Annotated in this window: 17 protein-coding genes; 5 read left to right on the forward strand and 12 right to left on the reverse strand. The window is 66.8% G+C overall.

Annotated elements, in window-relative coordinates:
• Positions 1–383 precede the first annotated feature (383 nt).
• Positions 384–1,517: a GNAT family N-acetyltransferase gene (locus HNP46_RS33435; RefSeq protein ID WP_184597820.1), complete on the reverse strand. Its 1,134-nt coding sequence runs from the start codon at positions 1,515–1,517 to the stop codon at positions 384–386.
• A 215-nt stretch (positions 1,518–1,732) separates the two neighbouring features.
• On the opposite strand from HNP46_RS33435, the gene HNP46_RS33440 reads away from it, so the two are divergent.
• The gene (locus HNP46_RS33440; protein WP_184597822.1) at positions 1,733–1,981 is read left to right on the forward strand and encodes a hypothetical protein; all 249 of its coding nucleotides are present in this window, start codon (positions 1,733–1,735) and stop codon (positions 1,979–1,981) included.
• Here HNP46_RS33440 and HNP46_RS33445 read toward each other — a convergent pair whose 3' ends face one another.
• A complete protein-coding gene (locus HNP46_RS33445) occupies positions 1,982–3,013 on the reverse strand; it encodes a glycosyltransferase family 4 protein (RefSeq protein ID WP_184597824.1) in 1,032 nt (343 codons plus the stop codon). It lies immediately after the preceding gene.
• Positions 3,010–3,819, reverse strand: a complete 810-nt coding sequence (locus HNP46_RS33450) for a UDP-2,3-diacylglucosamine diphosphatase (RefSeq protein WP_184597827.1) — start codon at positions 3,817–3,819, stop codon at positions 3,010–3,012. The genes HNP46_RS33445 and HNP46_RS33450 overlap by 4 nt, the downstream gene beginning before the upstream one ends.
• A 138-nt stretch (positions 3,820–3,957) precedes the next feature.
• On the opposite strand from HNP46_RS33450, the gene HNP46_RS33455 reads away from it, so the two are divergent.
• From HNP46_RS33455 to HNP46_RS33465, 3 genes are all read left to right on the forward strand, one after another.
• Positions 3,958–4,722, forward strand: a complete 765-nt coding sequence (locus HNP46_RS33455; protein WP_184597829.1) for a helix-turn-helix transcriptional regulator — start codon at positions 3,958–3,960, stop codon at positions 4,720–4,722.
• 74 nt (positions 4,723–4,796) lie between these two features.
• Positions 4,797–5,138 carry a tRNA-binding protein gene (locus tag HNP46_RS33460; protein ID WP_184597831.1) on the forward strand — a complete coding sequence of 114 codons (342 nt, stop codon included), beginning with the start codon at positions 4,797–4,799 and terminating at the stop codon, positions 5,136–5,138.
• Between the two features lie 71 nt (positions 5,139–5,209).
• Positions 5,210–6,076, forward strand: coding sequence for a DMT family transporter (locus tag HNP46_RS33465; RefSeq protein WP_184597834.1), 867 nt, complete (start codon positions 5,210–5,212; stop codon positions 6,074–6,076).
• Positions 6,077–6,307: 231 nt separating this feature from the next.
• Here the strand turns inward: HNP46_RS33465 and HNP46_RS33470 are convergent, their stop codons facing one another.
• The 3 genes from HNP46_RS33470 to HNP46_RS33480 all read right to left on the reverse strand — a co-directional run bounded on the left by HNP46_RS33470 (position 6,308) and on the right by HNP46_RS33480 (position 8,339).
• Positions 6,308–6,817, reverse strand: a complete 510-nt coding sequence (locus HNP46_RS33470; RefSeq protein ID WP_184597837.1) for a hypothetical protein — start codon at positions 6,815–6,817, stop codon at positions 6,308–6,310.
• A gap of 121 nt (positions 6,818–6,938) precedes the next feature.
• Positions 6,939–7,931 carry an ADP-glyceromanno-heptose 6-epimerase gene (rfaD, locus tag HNP46_RS33475; protein ID WP_184597839.1) on the reverse strand — a complete coding sequence of 331 codons (993 nt, stop codon included), beginning with the start codon at positions 7,929–7,931 and terminating at the stop codon, positions 6,939–6,941.
• A 123-nt stretch (positions 7,932–8,054) separates the two neighbouring features.
• Positions 8,055–8,339 (reverse strand): SelT/SelW/SelH family protein, encoded by a 285-nt coding sequence (locus tag HNP46_RS33480; protein WP_184597842.1) that lies wholly within the window; start codon positions 8,337–8,339, stop codon positions 8,055–8,057.
• Between the two features lie 70 nt (positions 8,340–8,409).
• Between HNP46_RS33480 and HNP46_RS33485 the strand changes: the two genes are divergently transcribed.
• Positions 8,410–10,596 carry a patatin-like phospholipase family protein gene (locus HNP46_RS33485; protein ID WP_184597850.1) on the forward strand — a complete coding sequence of 729 codons (2,187 nt, stop codon included), beginning with the start codon at positions 8,410–8,412 and terminating at the stop codon, positions 10,594–10,596.
• Positions 10,597–11,116: 520 nt separating this feature from the next.
• Here HNP46_RS33485 and HNP46_RS36120 read toward each other — a convergent pair.
• The 6 genes from HNP46_RS36120 to recQ form a co-directional block, all read right to left on the reverse strand.
• Positions 11,117–13,429 carry a FimV family protein gene (locus HNP46_RS36120; protein WP_184597853.1) on the reverse strand — a complete coding sequence of 771 codons (2,313 nt, stop codon included), beginning with the start codon at positions 13,427–13,429 and terminating at the stop codon, positions 11,117–11,119.
• Between the two features lie 294 nt (positions 13,430–13,723).
• Entirely contained in the window at positions 13,724–14,158 is a 435-nt protein-coding gene (gene slyA, locus HNP46_RS33495; RefSeq protein WP_184597863.1) for a transcriptional regulator SlyA, read from the reverse strand.
• Between the two features lie 106 nt (positions 14,159–14,264).
• Positions 14,265–15,281, reverse strand: coding sequence for a DUF2804 domain-containing protein (locus HNP46_RS33500; RefSeq protein WP_184597866.1), 1,017 nt, complete (start codon positions 15,279–15,281; stop codon positions 14,265–14,267).
• A gap of 97 nt (positions 15,282–15,378) precedes the next feature.
• Positions 15,379–16,575, reverse strand: coding sequence for a GGDEF domain-containing protein (locus HNP46_RS33505; protein WP_184597869.1), 1,197 nt, complete (start codon positions 16,573–16,575; stop codon positions 15,379–15,381).
• 204 nt (positions 16,576–16,779) lie between these two features.
• A complete protein-coding gene (locus HNP46_RS33510) occupies positions 16,780–17,055 on the reverse strand; it encodes a hypothetical protein (RefSeq protein WP_184597872.1) in 276 nt (91 codons plus the stop codon).
• Between the two features lie 295 nt (positions 17,056–17,350).
• A complete protein-coding gene (gene recQ / locus HNP46_RS33515; RefSeq protein WP_184597875.1) occupies positions 17,351–19,495 on the reverse strand; it encodes a DNA helicase RecQ in 2,145 nt (714 codons plus the stop codon).
• Positions 19,496–19,503: the final 8 nt, after the last annotated feature.

The raw sequence follows: 19,503 nt of genomic DNA on the forward strand, positions 1-19,503 counted from the left end.
GACGGGCCATCCCTGGCCCGACAACGCTCTCGCGACATCCATGTCGCTCGACCCCTGGAACTCCGATCACCTTCGGCCTCCTGAAAGGGGCACTTTGGCGCGTGCGGATGTTTCGCTGGAAGACCTTAACGGCAAGGACAAGGGCAAGGGCAAGGGCAAGGGCAAGGGCGGGAGCGGGGCGGGGCGGGGGCAAGTGCAAGGGCTTTGGCGTGGTGCGATGCGATGTGTTTGCGTAGGAGCGGACCTTGTCCGCGAAATCCCTCGCGGCGGAATTCGGTTTTCCCAGGTAACGCCCGGGTACAGCGCCCGATTGTAGGAGCGAGCTTGCTCGCGAACCGCCCAGCGTCAAGGTTCGGCTGAATTGCAGGAGCGGACCAGCGCTATTACGAGGAGCAGTCCTGCCGGTAAGGCAACGCCCCACGCGCCTCCTCGGCGTAGGCGATAATCCCCGCCCTCCCCCCCACCAGGAATTCCTCCACCGCCTCACGCAGCCCCGGATGTCCCAGGCGATGCCAGGAGCGGGTGATCACCGGCTCGAAGCCGCGGATCAGCTTGTGCTCGCCCTGCGCGCCGGCGTCGAAGCGTTGCAGGCCATGGCCGATGGCGAAATCCAGGCCCTGGTAGAAACAGGTCTCGAAATGCAGGCGGTCAAACTCCGCCAGACAGCCCCAGTAACGGCCGTACAGCGTGTCGCCGCCCAGCAGGCTGAAGGCCATGGCTACCGGTCGGCCGTTCTGGTGGGCGAACACCACGCGGATCGCCTCGGGCATGCGCTCGCCGATCAGGCTGAAGAACGCCCGGCTCAGATAGGGCGCCTGGCCGCGCACCTCATAGGTGCTGCTGTAGCAGGCGTAGACGAAGTCCCAATGCGCCTCGGACAGCTCACGCCCCTCCATCCAGATGAAGTCCAGCCCCATGCCCGCGACCTGCTCGCGCTCCTTGCGGATCTGCTTGCGCTTGCGCGAGCTGAGCGCGTCGAGGAAATCCTGGAAGTCGCGGTAACCCCGGTTGCGCCAGTGGTACTGGCAGCCCAGGCGCTGCAGCCAGCCGTCGGCGTCACCCAGCAGCGCATCGGCGGCTGGATCGGTGAAATTCACATGGACGCCGGAACAATGCCCCTCATCCACTTCGGCCGCCAATGCGCCGACCAGGCTCAGCGCCGCCTCCGGCTTGCCCAGCAGGCGTGCACCGCCCACCGGGGTGAAGGGAATGCCCACCAGCAGCTTGGGGTAGTAGGGAATACCGGCGCGCAGGCAGGCATCGGCCCAGCTCCAGTCGAATACGTACTCGCCGTAGGAATGCGCTTTCAGATAGGCCGGCGCGGCAGCCAGCAGGCGGCCATCGTCGCCCAGCAGCACGCGGTGCGACGGCTTCCAGCCGGTACGGCCGCCGACGCTGCCGCTTTCTTCCAATGCGGACAGGAAGGCGTGGCGCAGGAACGGCTGGTCGTCCGGCAGCAGGGCATCCCACTGGTGGGCGTCGACTTCGGCAAGGCGGGAAAGGGTCTGGATAGGCATGCCCGACAGTCTGGCGCGGTGCGCCTTGGTTGGGAAGATTGCCGCGGGAAATCTCCGGCAACGGTGACATTCGCGTTCGTCGGTATCCGGCGGAAAGGCCTGCCAGAGTGGTCTATGTTGGGGGTCAGCAAGGCTTGCCGGCGCGCGGCGTCGGCATCGTTCCGCTCGCCAGCCGTCCGCGCCGGGCCGTTGGCGAATCGCCAGGAGGACGCCCCATGAGCCTGATGCAATGCGAGTACCGCAAGTACACCATCACCGCCGATGTCGTCGAGCATCCCGGCCTGCCCACCCCCTGGGCCGCCGGCTGCCATATCACCGCCCCGGACGGACAGACCACCCGCCGCCGCACGCTGCCGATGCAGTTCGCCTTCATGTCGGACCTGGAGAAGGCCCAGCATGCCTCCATCGCCCACGGCAAATGGCTGGTGGACCAGAGCCTGGACCACGATCGCCAGCTGTTCTGATCAGCCGCCGAGCAAACCGGGTTCCTCGCTGACGGGCAACTCCGTCAGACGCACCTGAAGTGCCAGGAACTCCTCTGCCGAGGCCCGCCAGGTCTGTCCGCGCGACCACTGCGCGCACGCCTGGCGGTCCAGCTCCAGCGCCCGCAGGCAGGCGCTGCGCAGGTCGCTGTCCAGCGCCCCGGTCACGCCCTCCTCCAGCACATCCAGCGGCCCCGCCACCGGGAACGCGGCCACCGGCGTGCCGCAGGCCAGGGCTTCATACATGACCAGGCCCAGGGTATCGGTCAGCGACGGGAACACCAGCACGCTGGCGTTGCCATAGGCTTCGGCCAGTTCGTCGCCATGCCGGTAGCCGAGAAACTCCACCTGTGGATAAGCCGCCTCCAGCTCGGCCCGCTGCGGGCCATCGCCGACCACGCGCTTGCGTCCGGGCAGGGCAAGCGAAAGGAAGGCATCGAGGTTCTTTTCCCGCGCCAGGCGGCCGACGTAGAGGAACACCGGCTCCCCCGGCGTGGCGCCGGCACCCGGCTGGAAGCGCTGGATGTCCACACCCTTGCGCCACAACGCCAGGTGATCGAAGCCGCGCGCGGCGAAGGTCGCCTGCATGCGCTCGCTGCTGACCAGCACAGCCGCGCTGGGTGCGTGGAAGCGGCGCAGGAAGGCATAGCCCCATTCCAGCGGCAGCCACGGCCAGCGGGTGTTGACGTACTCGGGAAAGCGCGTGTGGATGGCGCTGCTGAACTTCATGCCCCGGCGCTTCAGCCAGCGCCGCGCCGCCCAGCCCAGCGGGCCTTCGGTGGCGAGATGGACACAATCGGGGGCGAACTCGCTGATCTTCGCACCGACTTTCCACAGGTCCCAGGCCAACGGGATTTCTGGGTAGCTCGGGCACGGCCGGTGGCGAAAGTCCTGCGGGGTGAGCAGGCCGACCGCATGGCCCAGCGCTTCCAGTTCGGCCACCAGCGCCTTCAGGCTGGTGACCACGCCGTTGACCTGCGGCAGCCAGGCATCGGTGACGATCAGCAGCCTCATGCCGCCGACTCGACCACCGCCGGTTCCTCGACGCGCGCCTGCTCCTCGGCCAGCCGATAGAGCTGGATGCTGCCGTCCCAGTGTTCGATCAGCGCCGAGCAGGATTCCACCCAGTCGCCGCAGTTGAGGTATTCCACCTCGCCGATCCGGCGGATTTCCGCGTGGTGGATATGCCCGCAGACCACGCCGTTGAGGCCGCGCTTGTGGACTTCGTGGGCGATGGCTTCCTCGAAGTCGCTGATGAAATTCACCGCGCTCTTCACCTTGTGCTTGAGGTACGCCGACAGCGACCAGTAGCCGTAGCCATAGCGGCGGCGCCAGTGGTTGAGCCAGCGATTGAGGGTCAGGGTGAATTCGTAGGCGGAGTCGCCGAGGAAAGCCAGCCACTTGTGGTAGCGGGTGATCACGTCGAACTGGTCGCCATGGATGACCAGCAGCTGGCGACCGTCGGCGGTGGTGTGGACGATCTCGTCGACCAGGCGGATGTTGCCCAGCAGCAGCGAGGAGTAGCGGCGCAGGAACTCGTCGTGGTTGCCGGTGACGTAGATCACCTCGGTGCCGCGCTTGCTCATGGTCAGCAGGCGGCGGATCACATTGGTGTGGGCCTGCGGCCAGTAGATGCCGCCGCGCAGTTTCCAGCCGTCGATGATGTCGCCCACCAGGTAGACGCGATCGGCGTGGTAGCGCTTGAGAAAGGCCGCCAGGTGCTCGGCCTGGCAGTCGCGGGTGCCCAGGTGCACATCGGATATCCACAGGGTCCGCACCCGTTGTTTCTTCGTCGGCGTCATGCGTGGCGCGCTGCTCATCGTCGGCGACCTCCAGAGGGGTTTCTCCGAGTGTCGATGCAGGCGGTGAAGTGCACATGACCGACTGACGACAGTCCCGTTACAGCGCACGGCGCGCTAGACTGATGGCTTGCCCGCCAGCTTGAAAAGCCGCCCTGCATGAGCCAGATCCTCTCCCTGCGCCACTACAGCCACGATCACCTCGCCCACAGCCACAGCCACGCACAACTGGTGCTGGGGCTGTCCGGCAGCCTGGATTTCGAGGTCGGTGGACGCGGCAGCCGGGTGACCCGGCAGACCTTCGCCGTGGTCCCGCGGGATGAGCACCACGCCTGCGCCAGCCCCGACGGCAGCCGTTGCCTGGTGGTGGACCTGGAAGACGAAGAGGACCTGCTCGAAGGCCTGGGTCTGCACGGCGACGCTGGCCGGCGCCTGCTGGAAACCCCGGGCCAGCGCCTGCTCAGCAACGACCAGGCGCAGCTGGTGCAATGGCTCGCGGGCAGCCCGCTGCACGATCCGGTGCTGGCCCGCCAGGGCGCGATCCTGTTGCTGGCCAGCCTCGCCGCCGGCCAGCAGCGCATCGAAGAGCCAGCGCAATTGCCGCTGGCCAGCCTCGACAGCTATGTCGACCGACATGCCGCGCACCCGCTGCAGGTGGCTGATCTCGCGCGGCTGGCCGGGTTGTCCGCGGCACGCTTCCACGCCCGCTTCCTCGCCGAAACCGGGCAGACGCCCATGGACTACGTGCGCCAGCGCCGCCTGCAACTGGGCCGCGACCTGCTGCGCGGCTCGCACCTGTCGGTCGGCGAGATCGCCGCGCAGGTCGGCTACGCCTCGCAGAGCGCCTTCACTGCCGCCCTGGTCCGCCAGTTCGGCACCACGCCGCGCCAGCTGCGCCAGCAGGCGCGCGACAATTCCCGCTAGCTGCGCGACAGACAGCGGCGCGCCCAGGCCCTAGACTGCCGGCCATCGAACCGGACCAACCAGCGGGAGCAACGATGTCGGCAGACACCATCGAGTGGCAGGATTTCGAACGCGTCGAACTGCGCGTGGGCACCGTCGTCAAGGCCGAACCCAATGTGAAGGCACGCAAGCCGGCCTACATCCTCCACGTCGACCTCGGCCCGCTGGGCATCAAGACTTCCAGCGCGCAGATCACCGCGCACTACGAAGCCAACGAGCTGATCGGCCGTCAGGTGCTGTGCGTGTGCAACTTCGCAGCCAAGTCCATCGCCGGCGTGCGTTCGGAGGTGCTGGTCACCGGCGCCTACGACAGCGACGAGAAGGTGGTCCTGGCCGGGTTCGACAAGCCGCTGCCCAACGGCGCGCGACTGGCCTGACCTCCGTTCCATGGCGCGCCGGCTGCTGCGGCGCGCTCACCTCTCCGACCACAAGGCCCCGCTCCTCCGGCATGAAGCGCGTTACCCAACTCACTCCCCGCGGCGCCCTGATCGGCCTGCATATCGGCGCCCTGATGTTCGGGCTGTCGGGCATCTTCGGCAAACTCATCCTCGCCGGCCCGCTGATCATCGTCTTCGGTCGTGCGCTGTTCGGCTCACTGTCGCTGGCGGCAGTGTTCGCCGGGCACTTGCGCGAGCAGCAGCGGCCGACGCTGACACAGGCCGCCATGCTGGTCGGCGGCGGCGTGCTGCTGTGCACGCATTGGCTGACATTTTTCCTCGCGGTGAAGGTGGGCAACGTGGCGGTCGCCACCCTCGGTTTCGCCAGCTTCCCGGCCTTTACCGTGCTGCTGGAGGGCCTGCTGTTCCGCGAGCGTATCCGCAAGGGCGAATACGGGGTGGTGGCGCTGGTGTGCATCGGCCTGGTGATGGTCACGCCGACCCTCGACCTGCGCGACGGCGCCACTGCCGGCCTGCTCTGGGGCACCCTTTCCGGCCTGCTGTTCGCCCTGCTGTCGCTGGCCAACCGGGTCAGCGTGCGCGGCATCGACCCGATCCAGGCGGCGCTGTGCCAGAACCTGACGATCATCGCCTGCCTGTTGCCCCTGGTGCTGCTCGACCTGCCCTCGGTGCGCGGCATGGACTGGCTCTGGCTGGTCGCCCTGGGCGTGCTCTGCACCGGCGTCGCCCACAGCCTGTTCGTCGCCAGCCTGCGGCTGATCAAGGCGCGCACGGCGGCGGTGATCTTCGCCCTGGAGCCGGTCTACGGCATCGCCTTCGCCGCCGTGCTGTTCGGCGAGCAGCCGAGCCTGCGCATGCTGGCCGGCGGCGTACTGATCATCTTTGCGACCTTCCTCAGCGCGCGTGGGTCGCACTGACCCCGCCACGCCTTTCCTGTAGGAGCGAGCTTGCTCGCGAACCGCTTGGCAGCGGAGCGAGATCGGTTCGCGAGCAAGCTCGCTCCTACAAAAGCACGGCCAAAAAGGAAGGCCGCCCCGCAGCATGCGAAACCCGAACCTTGCCCCGGGGAGGGAATGCCAAGGATTCATCGCACGACAGCCTGCGAGGCGGCCTGTTCGGTGGGCGCCTGTGGATAAGGCGCCGGACAATCAGTTGATGCTGTAGCCGCGCCCACTCAGGCAGGCGCCCAGCGCGCGGCGGTAGGTGTCCGACTGGCCGGGCGGCGGCGCCTGGGTGGCGGCGGCCGGATCGAAGCCACTCTGGCCGACGGCCCAGGTGTGGCACTCGTAGCGATCGCGGTTCTGCTGCTCGGGCGACTGGCCGCTGGCGGGATAGGCGATCACCTCGTAGCTGGTGGTCGGCGCGGCCTGAACGGCCGGCGGCGTTTCCACCGCGACGTACTGGCTACGGTCGGCGTTCCACAGGTAGTAGGTCCCGGCGGCGACGAAGTAGAGCATGCTGCCGATCCACACTTCCCGCGCGTAATCGGGCAGGCCATAGCCATGGCCCGGCCCCCAGCCATGGTAGGGCCCAGGGCCCGGCCCCGGTCCGCCAGGGCCACCGGGTCCACCATGGGGCCCGGCGACGGCAGCAGCCGACAGGCTGATGGCCAGCAGCGCGGCAATGGATTTGCGCGCGGCGCGCGAAGACAGCTTCATTTCACCTCCGGTCACGGGCGATCCACCGCCCGTCTTTCGTGGTGAGAATTGTCTCGCGGCCGCCCCCGTCCCAGTGTCAGCACTGGGTAAAGACTGGGTAAAAAGCCCGATACACGGGGTATCAGTCCTGTTGCAACAACCAGCGGCAGTAGCGTTCCACGCCCTCTTCCACGCCCAGCATCGGCGCGCGGTAACCCGCTTCGCGGAGGAAGGCGATATCGGCGCAGGTGTAGCACTGGTACTTGCCGCGCAGCTCGTCGGGGAACTCGGTGTATTCCAGCAGGCCGGCGCGGATTGCCGCGTCCAGGGTCAGCGGCTGCAGGTCCTGCTGCGCGCGCAGGGTGTTGATCACCGCCAGCGCCACGTCATTGAACGGCTGGGCGCGGCAGCTGCCGAGGTTGAAGATGCCGCTGAGCTGCGGGTTGTCGAGGAAGTGCAGGTTGACCTTGGCCACGTCCTCCACCGAGACGAAATCGCGCAGGTGGCCGCCGGCCGGGTAGTCGCCGTACTCGCCGAACAGCTGCACCTTGCCCGTCTCGCGGAACTGGTTGAAGCAGTGGAAGGCCACCGAGGCCATGCGCCCCTTGTGCTGCTCGCGCGGGCCGTAGACGTTGAAGTAGCGGAAGCCCGCCACCTGGGTGCGTGCGCTGGGCAGCACCTTGCGCACGCGCTGGTCGAAGAGGAACTTCGAATAGCCGTAGACGTTCAGCGGCCGCTCGCAGGAGCGCACCTCGCGGAATTCCTGGCCACCGCCATACACCGCTGCCGACGAGGCATAGAGGAACGGCACGCCCAGTGACAGGCTGGCGTCGAGCAGCTCGCCGCTGTAGCGGTAGTTGTTGTCCATCATGTAGCGCCCGTCGCGCTCCATGGTGCTGGAGCAGGCGCCCTGGTGCAGCAGCGCGCGCACCACGCCGAAGTCGCCGCGGGCGTAGCGCTCGATGAAGTCGCGCTTGTCGAGGTAGTCGCTGATGTCGCAGTCGGCGAGGTTGGCGAACTTGTCGCCCTCGGTCAGATCGTCGACTGCGATGATGTCGGTCTCGCCGCGCTGGTTCAGCGCCTTGACGAGGTTGCTGCCGATAAAGCCGGCAGCGCCTGTGACGATGATGCTCATGTCGGGCACCCTTGCGGAGAATGGATGCACCCAGACTAAAAGCGTGACCGCCATCACCTTTTGATATGCAGCAAGGAAGTTAGCCAGCTATCGAATAAACTCGCTGGCCGGTACAGCCGCGATTCAGGGACGGTCGTTGTGGCCCAGATCGCGCTGCGGATCGATGCAATCGCGCACCCGCTGCTTGAGCACCTTGGCCTCGGGGAAACCGCCATCGGCCTTGCGCTCCCAGATAGGCTCGCCGTCACAGGTGATGTGGAAGACTCCGCCCGTGCCCGGCACCAGGCTGACCTTGCCCAGGTCATCGCCGAAGGTGCTGAGCAGCTCCTGGGCCAGCCAGGCGGCGCGCAGCAGCCACTGGCACTGGGTGCAATAGGTGATGACGATTTCTGCTTTGGCGACGGACATGAATCAGACTCTGCTGTAGGACGCGCACCTATAATAGCGGCCTGGCACGCCCTACCGGATTCTTCTCTTCATGCGCCGACTGTTGTTCGCCCTCTTCCTGCTCCTCCCCCTCGGCGCCCTGGCGGCGAACACCCCACCGAAGATCGGCCTGGTCCTCTCCGGCGGCGCGGCGCGCGGCCTGGCGCACATCGGCGTGCTCAAGGCGCTGGACGAACAGGGCATTCATGTCGACGCCATTGCCGGCACCAGCATGGGCGCGGTGATCGGCGGCCTTTATGCAGCGGGCTACACGCCCAGGGAGCTGGAGGAGCTGGCCGTCGGGCTGGACTGGAAGCAGGCGCTGTCCGACTCGCCGCCGCGGGTCGACGTGCCGTTTCGCCGCAAGCAGGACGACCGCGACTTCCTGGTGAAGCAGAAGCTCAGCTTCCGCGACGACGGTACCCTCGGCCTGCCCCTGGGGGCGATCCAGGGGCAGAACCTGTCGATGCTGCTGGAAAGCCTGCTGGTGCAATCCAGCGATACCCGCGACTTCGACAAACTGGCCATTCCTTTCCGCGCCGTCGCCACCGATATCGCCACCGGCGAAAAAGTGGTGTTCAGCAAGGGCCACCTGCCCCAGGCGATCCGCGCCAGCATGTCGATCCCGGCGGTATTCGCTCCGGTGGAGGTCAACGGCAAGCTGCTGGTGGACGGCGGCATGGTCGACAACATTCCGGTGGACGTGGCCCGGCAGACGGGCGTCGACGTGGTCATCGTGGTCGACATCGGCAACCCGCTGGCCGACCGCAAGCAACTGCTGACGGTGGTGGACATGCTCAACCAGTCCGTCACCCTGATGACGCGCAAGAATTCCGAAGCGCAGCTGGCCACCCTGAAATCCACCGACATCCTCGTGCAGCCGCCGCTCAGCGGCTACAGCTCCACCGACTTCGGCCGCGTGCCGCAGCTGATCGACGCCGGTTACCGCGCCGCCAGCATCCTCGCCCCGCGCCTGGCCACGCTGCGCAAGCCGGCCGACGCCCAGACCGTGGCACTCGCCGAAGCGCGCCAGCCCGGCGAACGCCAGCCGGTAATCAACAGTATCGAGGTGGAGAACAACTCCAAGGTCAGCGATGACGTGATCCGCCACTACATTCGCCAACCCCTGGGCGAGCACCTGGACCTGGGGCGCCTGCAGAGCGACATGAGCACCCTCTACGGCCTGGATTACTTCGATCAGGTGCAGTACCGGGTGGTGCATCGCCCGGACGGCAACGCGCTGGTCATCCACGCCTACGGCAAGCGCAGCGGCACCGACTACCTGCGCCTGGGCCTGAGCCTCTCCGACGACCTGCGCGGCGACAGCACCTTCAACGTCGGCGGCAGCTACCGCATGAACGGCATCAACCGCCTCGGCGCGGAATGGCTGACCCGCGCGCAGATCGGCGACCAGCAGGAAATCTACAGCGAGTTCTACCAGCCGCTGGACGTCGGCTCGCGCTACTTCGTCGCGCCCTTCCTGTTCAACGAGGCGCGCAACGTCGAGGCCACCGACAACGACGACCCGATCGCCGAGTACCGCCTGGAGCGCTACGGCTACGGCCTCAACCTCGGCCGGCAGATCGCCAATAATGGCGAGATCCGCCTGGGCGTCGCCCAGGCCTTCGGCAAGGCCGACGTGCGTGTGGGCCAGCAGGACCTGCCGGACTTCCACTTCACCGAAGGCTACGCCGAGCTGAAGTACTCCTTCGACACCATGGACAATGTCGACTTCCCCCGCGAAGGCGAGAACATCCAGACCTCGTTCCGCGAGCACACGCCGTCCCTGGGCGACGACGACCGCTACCGCCAGTGGGACTTCCGCCTGGACAAGGCGCTGAGCAGCGGGCCGAACACCTGGGTACTCGGCGGCGGCTACGGGCGCACCATCGACGATGCCGAGGTGGTGGTGTCCAGCTTCCTGCTTGGCGGCGCGCGGCAGCTCTCGGGCTTCCGCCAGGACGCCATCGCCGGGCAGAACTACAGCCTGGGCCGGGTCATCTACTACCGGCGGATGACCGAGCGCTCCTTCCTGCCGCTGGACTTCCCCTTCTACCTGGGCGGCAGCCTGGAGCGCGGGCGGGTGTGGAACAACGACAACAGCTACGACACCGGCTACATCAATGCCGGCAGCATCCTCATGGGCTTCGAGACGCCGCTGGGGCCGCTGTCCTTCAGCTACGGCCTGAACGACGCGGACGAGCATGCGATGTACATCAACCTGGGACGCAACTTCTGACGGCTCGCGCAGAGGGAACAGGAGGCCTGCGGGGGCGATCTGGCTGGCGAACGGTGTTATCCGGCGGGTTTGCAGCTGGGCGGTTCGCGAGCAAGCTCGCTCCTACTACCAGGCCATGCTGCGGCGCTCCTACCTGAACACCGTACCAGGGCCTCCCTCTCCCCCGCCCTCTCCCTGAAGGGAGAGGGAGCTGTCCGTGCCGACTGATGCAGCAGCTTCAACTCACGCCGATCAGTCCCCTCTCCCTTCAGGGAGAGGGTTAGGGAGAGGGAAACCCAGGCACAGATTTACGGGGCAAAGACAGTTGCTCATACGCACCTACCGATTCCGGCGTATTCCTGCAGGAGCGAACCTTGTCCACGAACAGCGGGCAAGGCCGCACGCAAAATCGGGCCATGCTGCGGTGCGCTTTCGTAGGAGCGGACTCTGTCCGCGAATGGCGGGCAAGGCCCGCCCCTGCCATTTCACCCACCCAAGAAAAAGCCCGGCATCCGCCGGGCTTTTTCATTCGTGCCGTGGGTCAGGCAATCAGCGCCAACAGCTCGCGCGCTTCGGCCTTGGCCTTGGAGTCGCCGCTGGCGATCACCTGCTTGAGGATGCCGTAGGCCTCCTCCAGATTGCCCTGATCGATGCACTGGCGGGCACGGTCGAGACTGGCCAGCAGTTCGTCGTGCTCGTGGCCGACATCCTCGGGCAGGTCGAAGCTCAGGTCCTCATCCAGGCCCTGGGCGTTGCTGCCCTGGCCGAACATGTCGCCGTGCTCGCCCAGGTCCAGCTCGGTGATTTCCGGCAGCTCGTGGAGATTGCTGCGGAAGTCCGCCGGCACGTCGGCTTCGGGTTTCGCCGGGGCCTTGCCCGGCTTGGCCGATTCGAAGGGGTTGTCGAGCTTGTCCCAGTCCAGGTCCAGCGACAGGTCGCTCAGGTTCATCGCGAAGTCCGGCTGCTCCTCGGCGACCTTGGCCTGGGGAGCGGCAGCCGGTTCGACCACCTCGCCCAGCTCCAGGTCGTCCCAGTCGGTGAGGATTTCACCGCTGGGCGGCGACGCCAGGTCCTCGGCGCGGACCTGCATGGCCGGGTAGCGGGACTTGAGCTGGTCGATCTGCTTCTGTTCGCCACCGATGGCCAGCAGGTCGCGCTCCTGTTCCTGGAAGCCGATCACATCGCCCAGTTCGGCCAGCACCAGCAGCAGCTTCATGCGCAGCTCGCGGCGGTTCGGCTCGGCGATCACCGCCTTGCGCAGCATGTCGCGGGCCTGGTTGAAGCGGCCGTAGGCGATGTAGATGTCGGCGCCTTCCAGGCTGTCCGCGCTGGCGGCCGGCAGACGGGCCACACCGGCTTCCGGCGTGGCGACCACCACCGGGTGCGGGACGGGTACCGGCGCGACGACGGCGGCAGCCAGCGGCTTGGCCACCGGCGCCGGTCTCACCGGCTCCGGCACCACCGCGGCCACTACCGGCGGCTTCTCCACCGGCTTCTCGTCGCGCTTGCGGCGGGCGAACAGCAGGCCGACCAGCAGCGCACCGAGCGCGCCGACGCCCAGCCAGGGCCAGTAGTTGAAATCGGATTGAGCGTCGCTGGCCGGCGTCGCCGGTTGCGCGGCGACGGGTGCCGGCTGGCTGGCGGCAGCTGGCGCAACCGCATTGGGCGCCGGCGGCACGGCATTGGTCGGAGCATTCGCCGTGGGAGCCTCCACGGAGGGCGCATTGCCCGCCGGAGCGCTGCCCGACGGAGCCGCCGGGGCGGCATTGCCGGAGGACGTGCCAGCGACGGCATCGGCGCCGCCACGCTGGCCCAGTTCGGCCTGCAGCGATTGCACCTGCTGGTCGCGGCTTTCCAGTGCCTGCTGCAGGGACTCCAGCTGCTTCTGCATGGCGTCCATGCGCTGGTTCAACTGGTCGCGCTGGGCATTGGCCAGCAGCAGGTCAGCCTCGACCTTGGCCAGGTCGCCATTGCCAGCGGCGGCACCGGCGGCCGCAGTGGATGGCGCACCCGCGGCGTTGCCGGCCGGGGCCGGAGCGCTGGGAGCGGTCACTGCGGCCTGGGAACCGCCAGTCGATTGCGGCGCTTCGGGAGCCGGAGCGCTGGCCGCCGGCTGTGACGCCGGGGCGGCATTGCCGGCACCGGCGTACTGCTGGCCCTGGGGCAATATCAATGTCTGGCCGACCTTCATGCGGTGCGGGTCACCGTTGACGAAGGCCTGCGGATTAAGCGCGACGATGCTGTCCATCAATTGGCTGCGCGAGGCGCCGCTGCCGCTGAGGTTGGAAGTGATCTTCCACAGGGTGTCGTTGCGCACGGTGGTGTAACGGCCATCGCCTGCCGGCAGCGGGGGCTGCGCAGGCGCGCTGCGAACCGGCGCCGAACGGTAGGAGGAGGAGCGCGCGGGTGCGCCTTCGGCCATTCCCACGCTGGCGGCCATGCTGCGGTTGGCGCTGTACTCCGGCGGATCGAGGAGCACGGTGTACTCGCGCAGCAGCCGGCCATTGGGCCGCTCCACGGCGAGCAGGAAGTTCAGGTAAGGCTCGTGCACCGGCTGGGTGGAGACCACCTTGATGTAGCCGCGACCGTTACGGATCACTGGGGTGAAACGCAGGTTCTGCAGGAACACGAAGCGATCGACGCCAGCATTCTCGAAATCGGCGGGGGACGCCAGCTTGGCGATCAGCTCGTCGGAGCTCATGTCGCCGGTCTGCAGCAGGGCGATTTCCGCATCCAGGGGCTGGTTCAGTCCCGAGTGCAGGGTGATGTCGCCCAGGCCGAGGGCGTTCGCATGAGCGGAGATGAATACCGAAAGCGCAGCTAGCGTCAGAGGAATTCTATTTATTCGAGCCATAACCCCATCCCATTGTCCTGGGTCTGCACGCCATTCCCTGACCACTCGAAAGCAGCAGGCTGAACCTGTCCACACACTTGATGCCATGCCGGACTGCAGACCGTCACGCACTACCACTGTACCTTGCAGGGTACAGGCCGTCTGATATCACGGATTAGGTGGTACGGGCGGTTTGGTCAAGATAAATCGTCGAAAAACCGGCGAATGGTTCGGGTATGGATAGCGAATGGCCAGCGGCCCCACCGGGGACCGCCAGAAAAATGGCTACTTTACCCGATTAACGTGACGAGTTGCTCAGTTTCGCTCGAGGTTGCCGAGAATCCGGCTGAGAGTTTTCTGGCACAGAGCGATTTCCTCTTCGCTGATGCCAGCCAGCACCTCGTTGCGCACCGCGGCGGCGATGTTCTCGATATCCGCGATCAGCACGTCGGCCTTGGGGGTGAGCGCGATGCGCTTGGCACGACGATCCTCGGCTACCGCCTGGCGACGGACCAGGCCCTGGGCTTCGAGGCCGTCGAGCAGGCGGGCCAGGGTCGGGCCCTCGACGCCCACCGATTGCGCCAGTTCGCGCTGGGTAGGCTCGGCGGCATGCCGTGCCAGGTGCAGCAGCACCAGCCAGCGTGCCTGGGACAGGCCGAGGTGGCTGAGGCGACGGTCGAGTTCGGCTCGCCAGGCACGCGAAGCCTGGGCCAGTTGGGTACCGAAATAGTGCTTATCGTTATCTGACATTGTGCTGCGTACGGGAGAAGTGAGTCGGCTAATTGATTTGACTAATTATTAGCCAGCTAATCAAGCCCGTACAAGGACAGATTGTCGCAGGGTGTGACCCGGAACCTCACCATTTCGCATATTGGTCTTCGACGAAGCCCCACAGGTTGTCGATGCGCACCTCGGCCTGCCCTGCCGGTTTCAGCACGCCGCTGAAGCGCCCGAATATCTGCTTGAAGTTGCTGGCCAGCACGCCCAGGTTGAGCCGCTCCTGGTGCAGGCCGTGGGCTTCGAAGCGCAGCTCGACCTGGCCGTCGTAGGAACGGATGGTCCAGGGCTGCAGCGGATGATCGCGGTCGAACTCGAAGCGCACGCTGTCGACCTTCACCAGTTGGCCATCGAGCCAGTAGCAGTTCTCGGTGAAGCTGGTCTCGTTGACCCCGCACGACAGGTTCAGGCCGACCCGCCGGCCCTGCGCCTCGCCGGACAGGCAGGCCCAGTTCCAGAAGGTCTCGCGGCGCATATAGCCGGCGGACCAGTCGTGGTGGGCGTAGGCATCCAGTTCACGCAGGTCGTAGTCGCCCAGGGCGCTGCGCACCTGGCCGTGACAATGCACGCCAGCCACCTTGCGCGCATAGACCCAGCCGTTCACCGCCGTGGGGGTGCACAGGCTCATGGGCTCGAATACCGGCTGTTCCTCGCTGAAGCGCGCATCGATGCGGGTGCCATCGTCCAGTTCCACCAGCAGACGCTTCTCCAGCGGCGTCGCGCCATTCTCCAGGCGCAGCAGGTTGCGCCCCTGGCGCAGTTCACAGACGCCATCGTTGGGCGCCTGCGAGAAGTTCGCGCCCATGCCCAGCGGGCACTTGAACTGGCGTTCGATCATCCGCCCGCTTTCCGGGTGGTAGAGGTAGACGAAGCCGATGGTGAGCAGGCTGACGTTCGCCAGCGCGCAGCCGCCGATCAGCGTCGGGCTGATCAGGCCGAAGTACTGGAACTGGTGGAAGCTGCGCCACTTGCTCAGCGCGCCGAGTCGCCGGCCCATGGGTGAGCGGAAGTCGAAGTCGCGGTAATTGATGCTCGCCGGGGTGCCGGGGAAGATGCCGTAGTGCGGTTGGCCGTTGGGCTGGATCAGCTGCTGCATGGGCGCGGGCTCGGTGGCGGGATGCGGCGCATGCTAGCACCGGGCCTGCGCGCGCCGCAGTCACGCACGGCGCCAGCTCGGGGGACCGAATGGGCCATCAGGCGACGACCTGATTGCGCCCGAATGCCTTGGCTTCGTAGAGCGCCCGATCAGCATGCTCGTAGATGCTGCGCAGCGGGTGGCCGGTCTCCGGCCACAGGCAGGAAACGCCGATGGACAGCGTCACCTCGTCCGCTGTCAACGAGCCTTCATGGGTGATACCCAACGCCTGCACCGACTCGCGCACGACCTCGGCACGCTCCCTGGCTTCGCGTTCGCTGGCGCCGTAGAGCAGCACGGCGAACTCCTCGCCGCCCAGGCGCACGGCCATGTCCAGCGGGCGCCGGGCGCTGGCCAGGAGCACCTCGCCGATGCGCTGCAGAACCCCATCGCCGGCCTGGTGGCCATAGCGATCGTTGTAAGCCTTGAAATGGTCGACGTCGCAGAGCAGCAGCGCCAGCCCGACGCTCTCGCGCTGGGCCTGGCGCCACAGGCGTTCGAGCTGGCGATTGAAGCTGCGGCGGTTGTGCAGGCCGGTCAGCGCATCGTGCTCGGCCATGACCTTGAGCAGGCGGCTGATGAGGAAATGCTGGCGCGACTTGTAGTCCAGCAGGTAGCAGCCCACCGCGCCGACCAGGTTGCCGAACAGCAGGAACACCACGTTGCTGATCAGCTTGGGCAACGGCAGCCCGGCATACAGCTCGCAGCCGACATAGGCCAGCAGGATCACCAGGGCGCTGCCGACAGCCTCGGAAAAGCGCAGGCCGATGAGGAAGTACGCCGCCATGCTGACCAGCAGCAGGCCCTCATAGGGATAGTTCTGGTCCACGGTATGGGCGATGCCGGCAACCGCCGCCGCGCCGATGCCGACACTGAGGATGCAGGCCAGGCTCAGCGGCACCAGCAGGTGGATGTGCCGGCGCTGCAGGATCAGCCCCCCACACACGCTCAGCAGCACCAGCACGCCGATGCGCACGGCGAGCATCTGCCAGTGTTCGGAGGTGCGGATCAGGAGGAAGTCGATGGCCGCCAGCGCCAGCCAGATCAGCACGCCGATGGTCAGCGCGGTGCGCTTGAGATCGAAGCTGTCTTCGAGCAGGTAATGACGGTACTGGGTCTCGAGGTCGGGCTCGAAACGCAGCCGGCGAAAGCCCCGGGAGAGCTGTTCGGCATAGGCATTGGAACGGACGTCGTCCAGCCAGCTTTGTTGTTGTGGCACGCTCACCTCTTCTCTTGGAGGTCTAAGTGCCACCATAGCCTTTCGGGACGTGCGTCACAAGTTTGTCGTTTTACCCCGTCACGAAACTGACGGACCTTTCCTTCGACGCGTCAGGTTCACCCCGCAGGAGCGGACTCTGTCCGCGATGGCTATGCCCCGCTCCCGGGTGCGCCTAATCGATTGCGGACGCAGCCCGCTGCTACGAATGCCAGGCAGCCATTGCGCGTAACCATGGACGCATCAGGGGCAATAGTTGGGGGAGCGCCGATCATAACCACGGCTGTCGCGGCCATAGCGATAGTCCCCGGAATCCCGATAGTCCCGGCGGTAGCCGTTGCGATAGTCGTCATCGTCATCGCGATCCTTCGACAGCACGACCATGGTGGCCAATGCAGCCACCGCCGCGACGCCGATGAGAGCGCTCTTGCCGTTCTCGGTCAGCCCGCCGCCACTGGCGCATCCGCTGAGTTGCCCGACGACCAGCAGCCCCGCCACTACCCGCATCCAACTCGCCATCTGTCACTCCGAAAGTGATCCGTACTGACAGCTATGACTGGTGGGAAAAGGCGCCGTTGCTGGCACATTGATATTTCATCTGTAACGCCGTATTTCCGCGCAATGCAGCGGTACCTGCCGTACGCCGATTCCTGCCTTGGCTTAGGAGCGAATGGCGAAACGATCGCGGACAGAGTCCGCTCCTACGACGGTGTCAGACGAGCGACCTGCAGCCCATGAAATTGCCGTAGGAGCGGACTTCGTCCGCGATGGGTGGGCCCGGCTCCCGGACCGGCCGGAGCGTGCGGTGAGGCGATCAGACTTCCAGCTCGGCCTGCAGGGCGGCACGCACGCAGTGCAGCACACCCAGCGGCACGCGGCCTTCGAACAGTTCGGCGATGGCCGTCACCGGCGGCAGTTCGCCGTCCTCGTCGAGGAAGGCGTCCTGGATTTCCCCCAGCAGTTCCTCGGGCAGGTCCAGCGCCTGTTCCAGGGCCAGTTGCTGCTTGCCGATGGCTTCGGCGAGCAGGCCGTAGACGTTCTTCTCGCTGCAATCGAGCTGGCGGGCGATCTGTGCCGGGGTCATGCCGGCGCGGGCCAGGGTCACCAGTTCGTGGCTGAGGTCGGCCACCGGCGCCGGGGTGGCAGGCGCCGCCTCGGACTCGGTGAGCACATCGAGGAAGGCCTGGCCGTAGCGCTCCAGCTTGCGCGCGCCGACGCCGCTGACCTGGGCCATTTCCGACAGCGAGCGCGGCTGGCTGCGGAGCATTTCCAGCAGGGTGGCGTCGGGGAAGATGACGTAGGGCGGCACCGAATGCTCCTGCGCCAGCTTGCGCCGCAGGGTGCGCAGGGCTTCCCACATCTCGCGCTCTTCCTGGCGCACCAGTTGGCTGGCCGAGCTGGCGCCGCCGGAAGACGACCCCTTGCTGCGCTGCGGTTTGGGGTCACGGCGCAGGGCCAGGGTTTCCTCGCCACGCAGCAGCGGGCGGCAGGCCTCGGTCAGGCGCAGGCCGTTGAAGCCGTCGACGTCTACATCGGCGAAGCCACGGGCGACCAGCTGGCGGAACAGCGTGCGCCATTCCTCCTCGGCGCGGGATTTGCCGATGCCGAACACCGCCAGGTGCTGGTGGCCGACGCTACGCACCTTCTCGGTGTCCTTGCCCAGCAGCACGTCCACCAGATGGCCGACGCCGTAGCGCTGGCCGCTGCGGTAGATGGCCGACAGGGCCTGGCGCGCAGGTTCGGTGGCGTCCCAGGTTTCCACCCCGTCGACGCAGATGTCGCAGTGGCCGCAGGGGTTGGGCATTACCTCATCGAAGTAGGCCAGCAGCGCCTGGCGGCGGCAGCGGGTCTCCTCGCACAGCGCCAGCATGGCTTCGAGCTTGTGCCGCTCGACGCGCTTGTGGCGTTCGTCGCCCTCGGAGTTCTGCATCATCTGCCGCAGCAGCAGGACGTCCTGCAGGCCGTAGGCCATCCAGGCGTCGGCGGGCAGGCCGTCACGGCCGGCGCGGCCGGTTTCCTGGTAGTACGCCTCCAGGCTCTTGGGCAGGTCCAGGTGCGCGACGAAGCGCACGTTGGGCTTGTCGATGCCCATGCCGAAGGCAATGGTGGCGACCATGATCAGCCCTTCCTCGTTGAGGAAGCGCTTCTGGTGGTAGGCGCGCAGGTCATTGGCCAGCCCGGCGTGGTACGGCAGCGCCGGGAAGCCCTGATTGGAGAGGAACTCGGCGACCTCCTCGACCTTCTTGCGCGACATGCAGTAGACGATGCCCGCATCGCCCCGGCGCTCGGCAAGGAAGCCCAGCAGCTGCTTGCGCGGCTGCTCCTTGGGCACGATGCGGTAGAAGATGTTCGGCCGGTCGAAGCTGGAGAGGAATTGCTCGGCGTCCTGCAGGTGCAGGCGCTGGATCATCTCCTCGCGGGTGCGCATGTCCGCCGTGGCGGTCAGGGCAATGCGCGGCACGTCCGGGAACAGCTCGGCCAGTTGGCCCAGCTGCAGGTATTCGGGACGGAAGTCGTGACCCCACTGCGATACGCAGTGCGCCTCGTCGATGGCGAACAGGCCGATCTGCAGGCGCTGCAGGAAGGCCAGCATGCGCGGCTGCACCAGACGTTCCGGGGCGAGGTAGAGCAGCTTGATCTCGCCGCGCTGCAGGCGGTCGGCGATATCGCGCTGGGCCTCCGGGCTCATGGACGAGTTCAGTGCCGCCACCGGCACGCCCAGCTCGTCCAGGGTGGCGACCTGGTCTTCCATCAGCGCGATCAGCGGCGAGACCACCACCGTCAGCCCCTCGCGCAGCAGCGCCGGGACCTGGAAGCACAGCGACTTGCCGCCGCCGGTGGGCATCAGCACCAGGGCATCGCCGCCGCCGGCCACGCGCTCGATGATCCGCGCCTGATTGCCGCGGAAGGCGTCGTAACCGAAAACGTCTTTGAGGATGCGCAGGGCCTGATCGAGCATGGGGTACT

The organism is Pseudomonas nitroreducens (assembly GCF_014204515.1).
Taxonomy (GTDB): domain Bacteria; phylum Pseudomonadota; class Gammaproteobacteria; order Pseudomonadales; family Pseudomonadaceae; genus Pseudomonas; species Pseudomonas nitritireducens_A.

Bases quoted from the DNA above. Each gene is read 5' to 3' on its own strand.
- HNP46_RS33440 (WP_184597822.1), top strand. From the start codon at position 1,733: ATGAGCCTGATGCAATGCGAGTACCGCAAGTACACCATCACCGCCGAT.
- rfaD (WP_184597839.1), bottom strand. From the start codon at position 7,931: ATGAGCATCATCGTCACAGGCGCTGCCGGCTTTATCGGCAGCAACCTC.
- HNP46_RS33480 (WP_184597842.1), bottom strand. From the start codon at position 8,339: ATGTCCGTCGCCAAAGCAGAAATCGTCATCACCTATTGCACCCAGTGC.
- HNP46_RS33445 (WP_184597824.1), bottom strand. From the start codon at position 3,013: ATGAGGCTGCTGATCGTCACCGATGCCTGGCTGCCGCAGGTCAACGGC.
- HNP46_RS33450 (WP_184597827.1), bottom strand. From the start codon at position 3,819: ATGAGCAGCGCGCCACGCATGACGCCGACGAAGAAACAACGGGTGCGG.
- HNP46_RS33460 (WP_184597831.1), top strand. From the start codon at position 4,797: ATGTCGGCAGACACCATCGAGTGGCAGGATTTCGAACGCGTCGAACTG.
- recQ (WP_184597875.1), bottom strand. From the start codon at position 19,495: ATGCTCGATCAGGCCCTGCGCATCCTCAAAGACGTTTTCGGTTACGAC.
- HNP46_RS33485 (WP_184597850.1), top strand. From the start codon at position 8,410: ATGCGCCGACTGTTGTTCGCCCTCTTCCTGCTCCTCCCCCTCGGCGCC.
- HNP46_RS36120 (WP_184597853.1), bottom strand. From the start codon at position 13,429: ATGGCTCGAATAAATAGAATTCCTCTGACGCTAGCTGCGCTTTCGGTA.
- HNP46_RS33510 (WP_184597872.1), bottom strand. From the start codon at position 17,055: ATGGCGAGTTGGATGCGGGTAGTGGCGGGGCTGCTGGTCGTCGGGCAA.
- HNP46_RS33505 (WP_184597869.1), bottom strand. From the start codon at position 16,575: ATGGTGGCACTTAGACCTCCAAGAGAAGAGGTGAGCGTGCCACAACAA.
- HNP46_RS33455 (WP_184597829.1), top strand. From the start codon at position 3,958: ATGAGCCAGATCCTCTCCCTGCGCCACTACAGCCACGATCACCTCGCC.
- HNP46_RS33500 (WP_184597866.1), bottom strand. From the start codon at position 15,281: ATGCAGCAGCTGATCCAGCCCAACGGCCAACCGCACTACGGCATCTTC.
- slyA (WP_184597863.1), bottom strand. From the start codon at position 14,158: ATGTCAGATAACGATAAGCACTATTTCGGTACCCAACTGGCCCAGGCT.
- HNP46_RS33435 (WP_184597820.1), bottom strand. From the start codon at position 1,517: ATGCCTATCCAGACCCTTTCCCGCCTTGCCGAAGTCGACGCCCACCAG.
- HNP46_RS33470 (WP_184597837.1), bottom strand. From the start codon at position 6,817: ATGAAGCTGTCTTCGCGCGCCGCGCGCAAATCCATTGCCGCGCTGCTG.
- HNP46_RS33465 (WP_184597834.1), top strand. From the start codon at position 5,210: ATGAAGCGCGTTACCCAACTCACTCCCCGCGGCGCCCTGATCGGCCTG.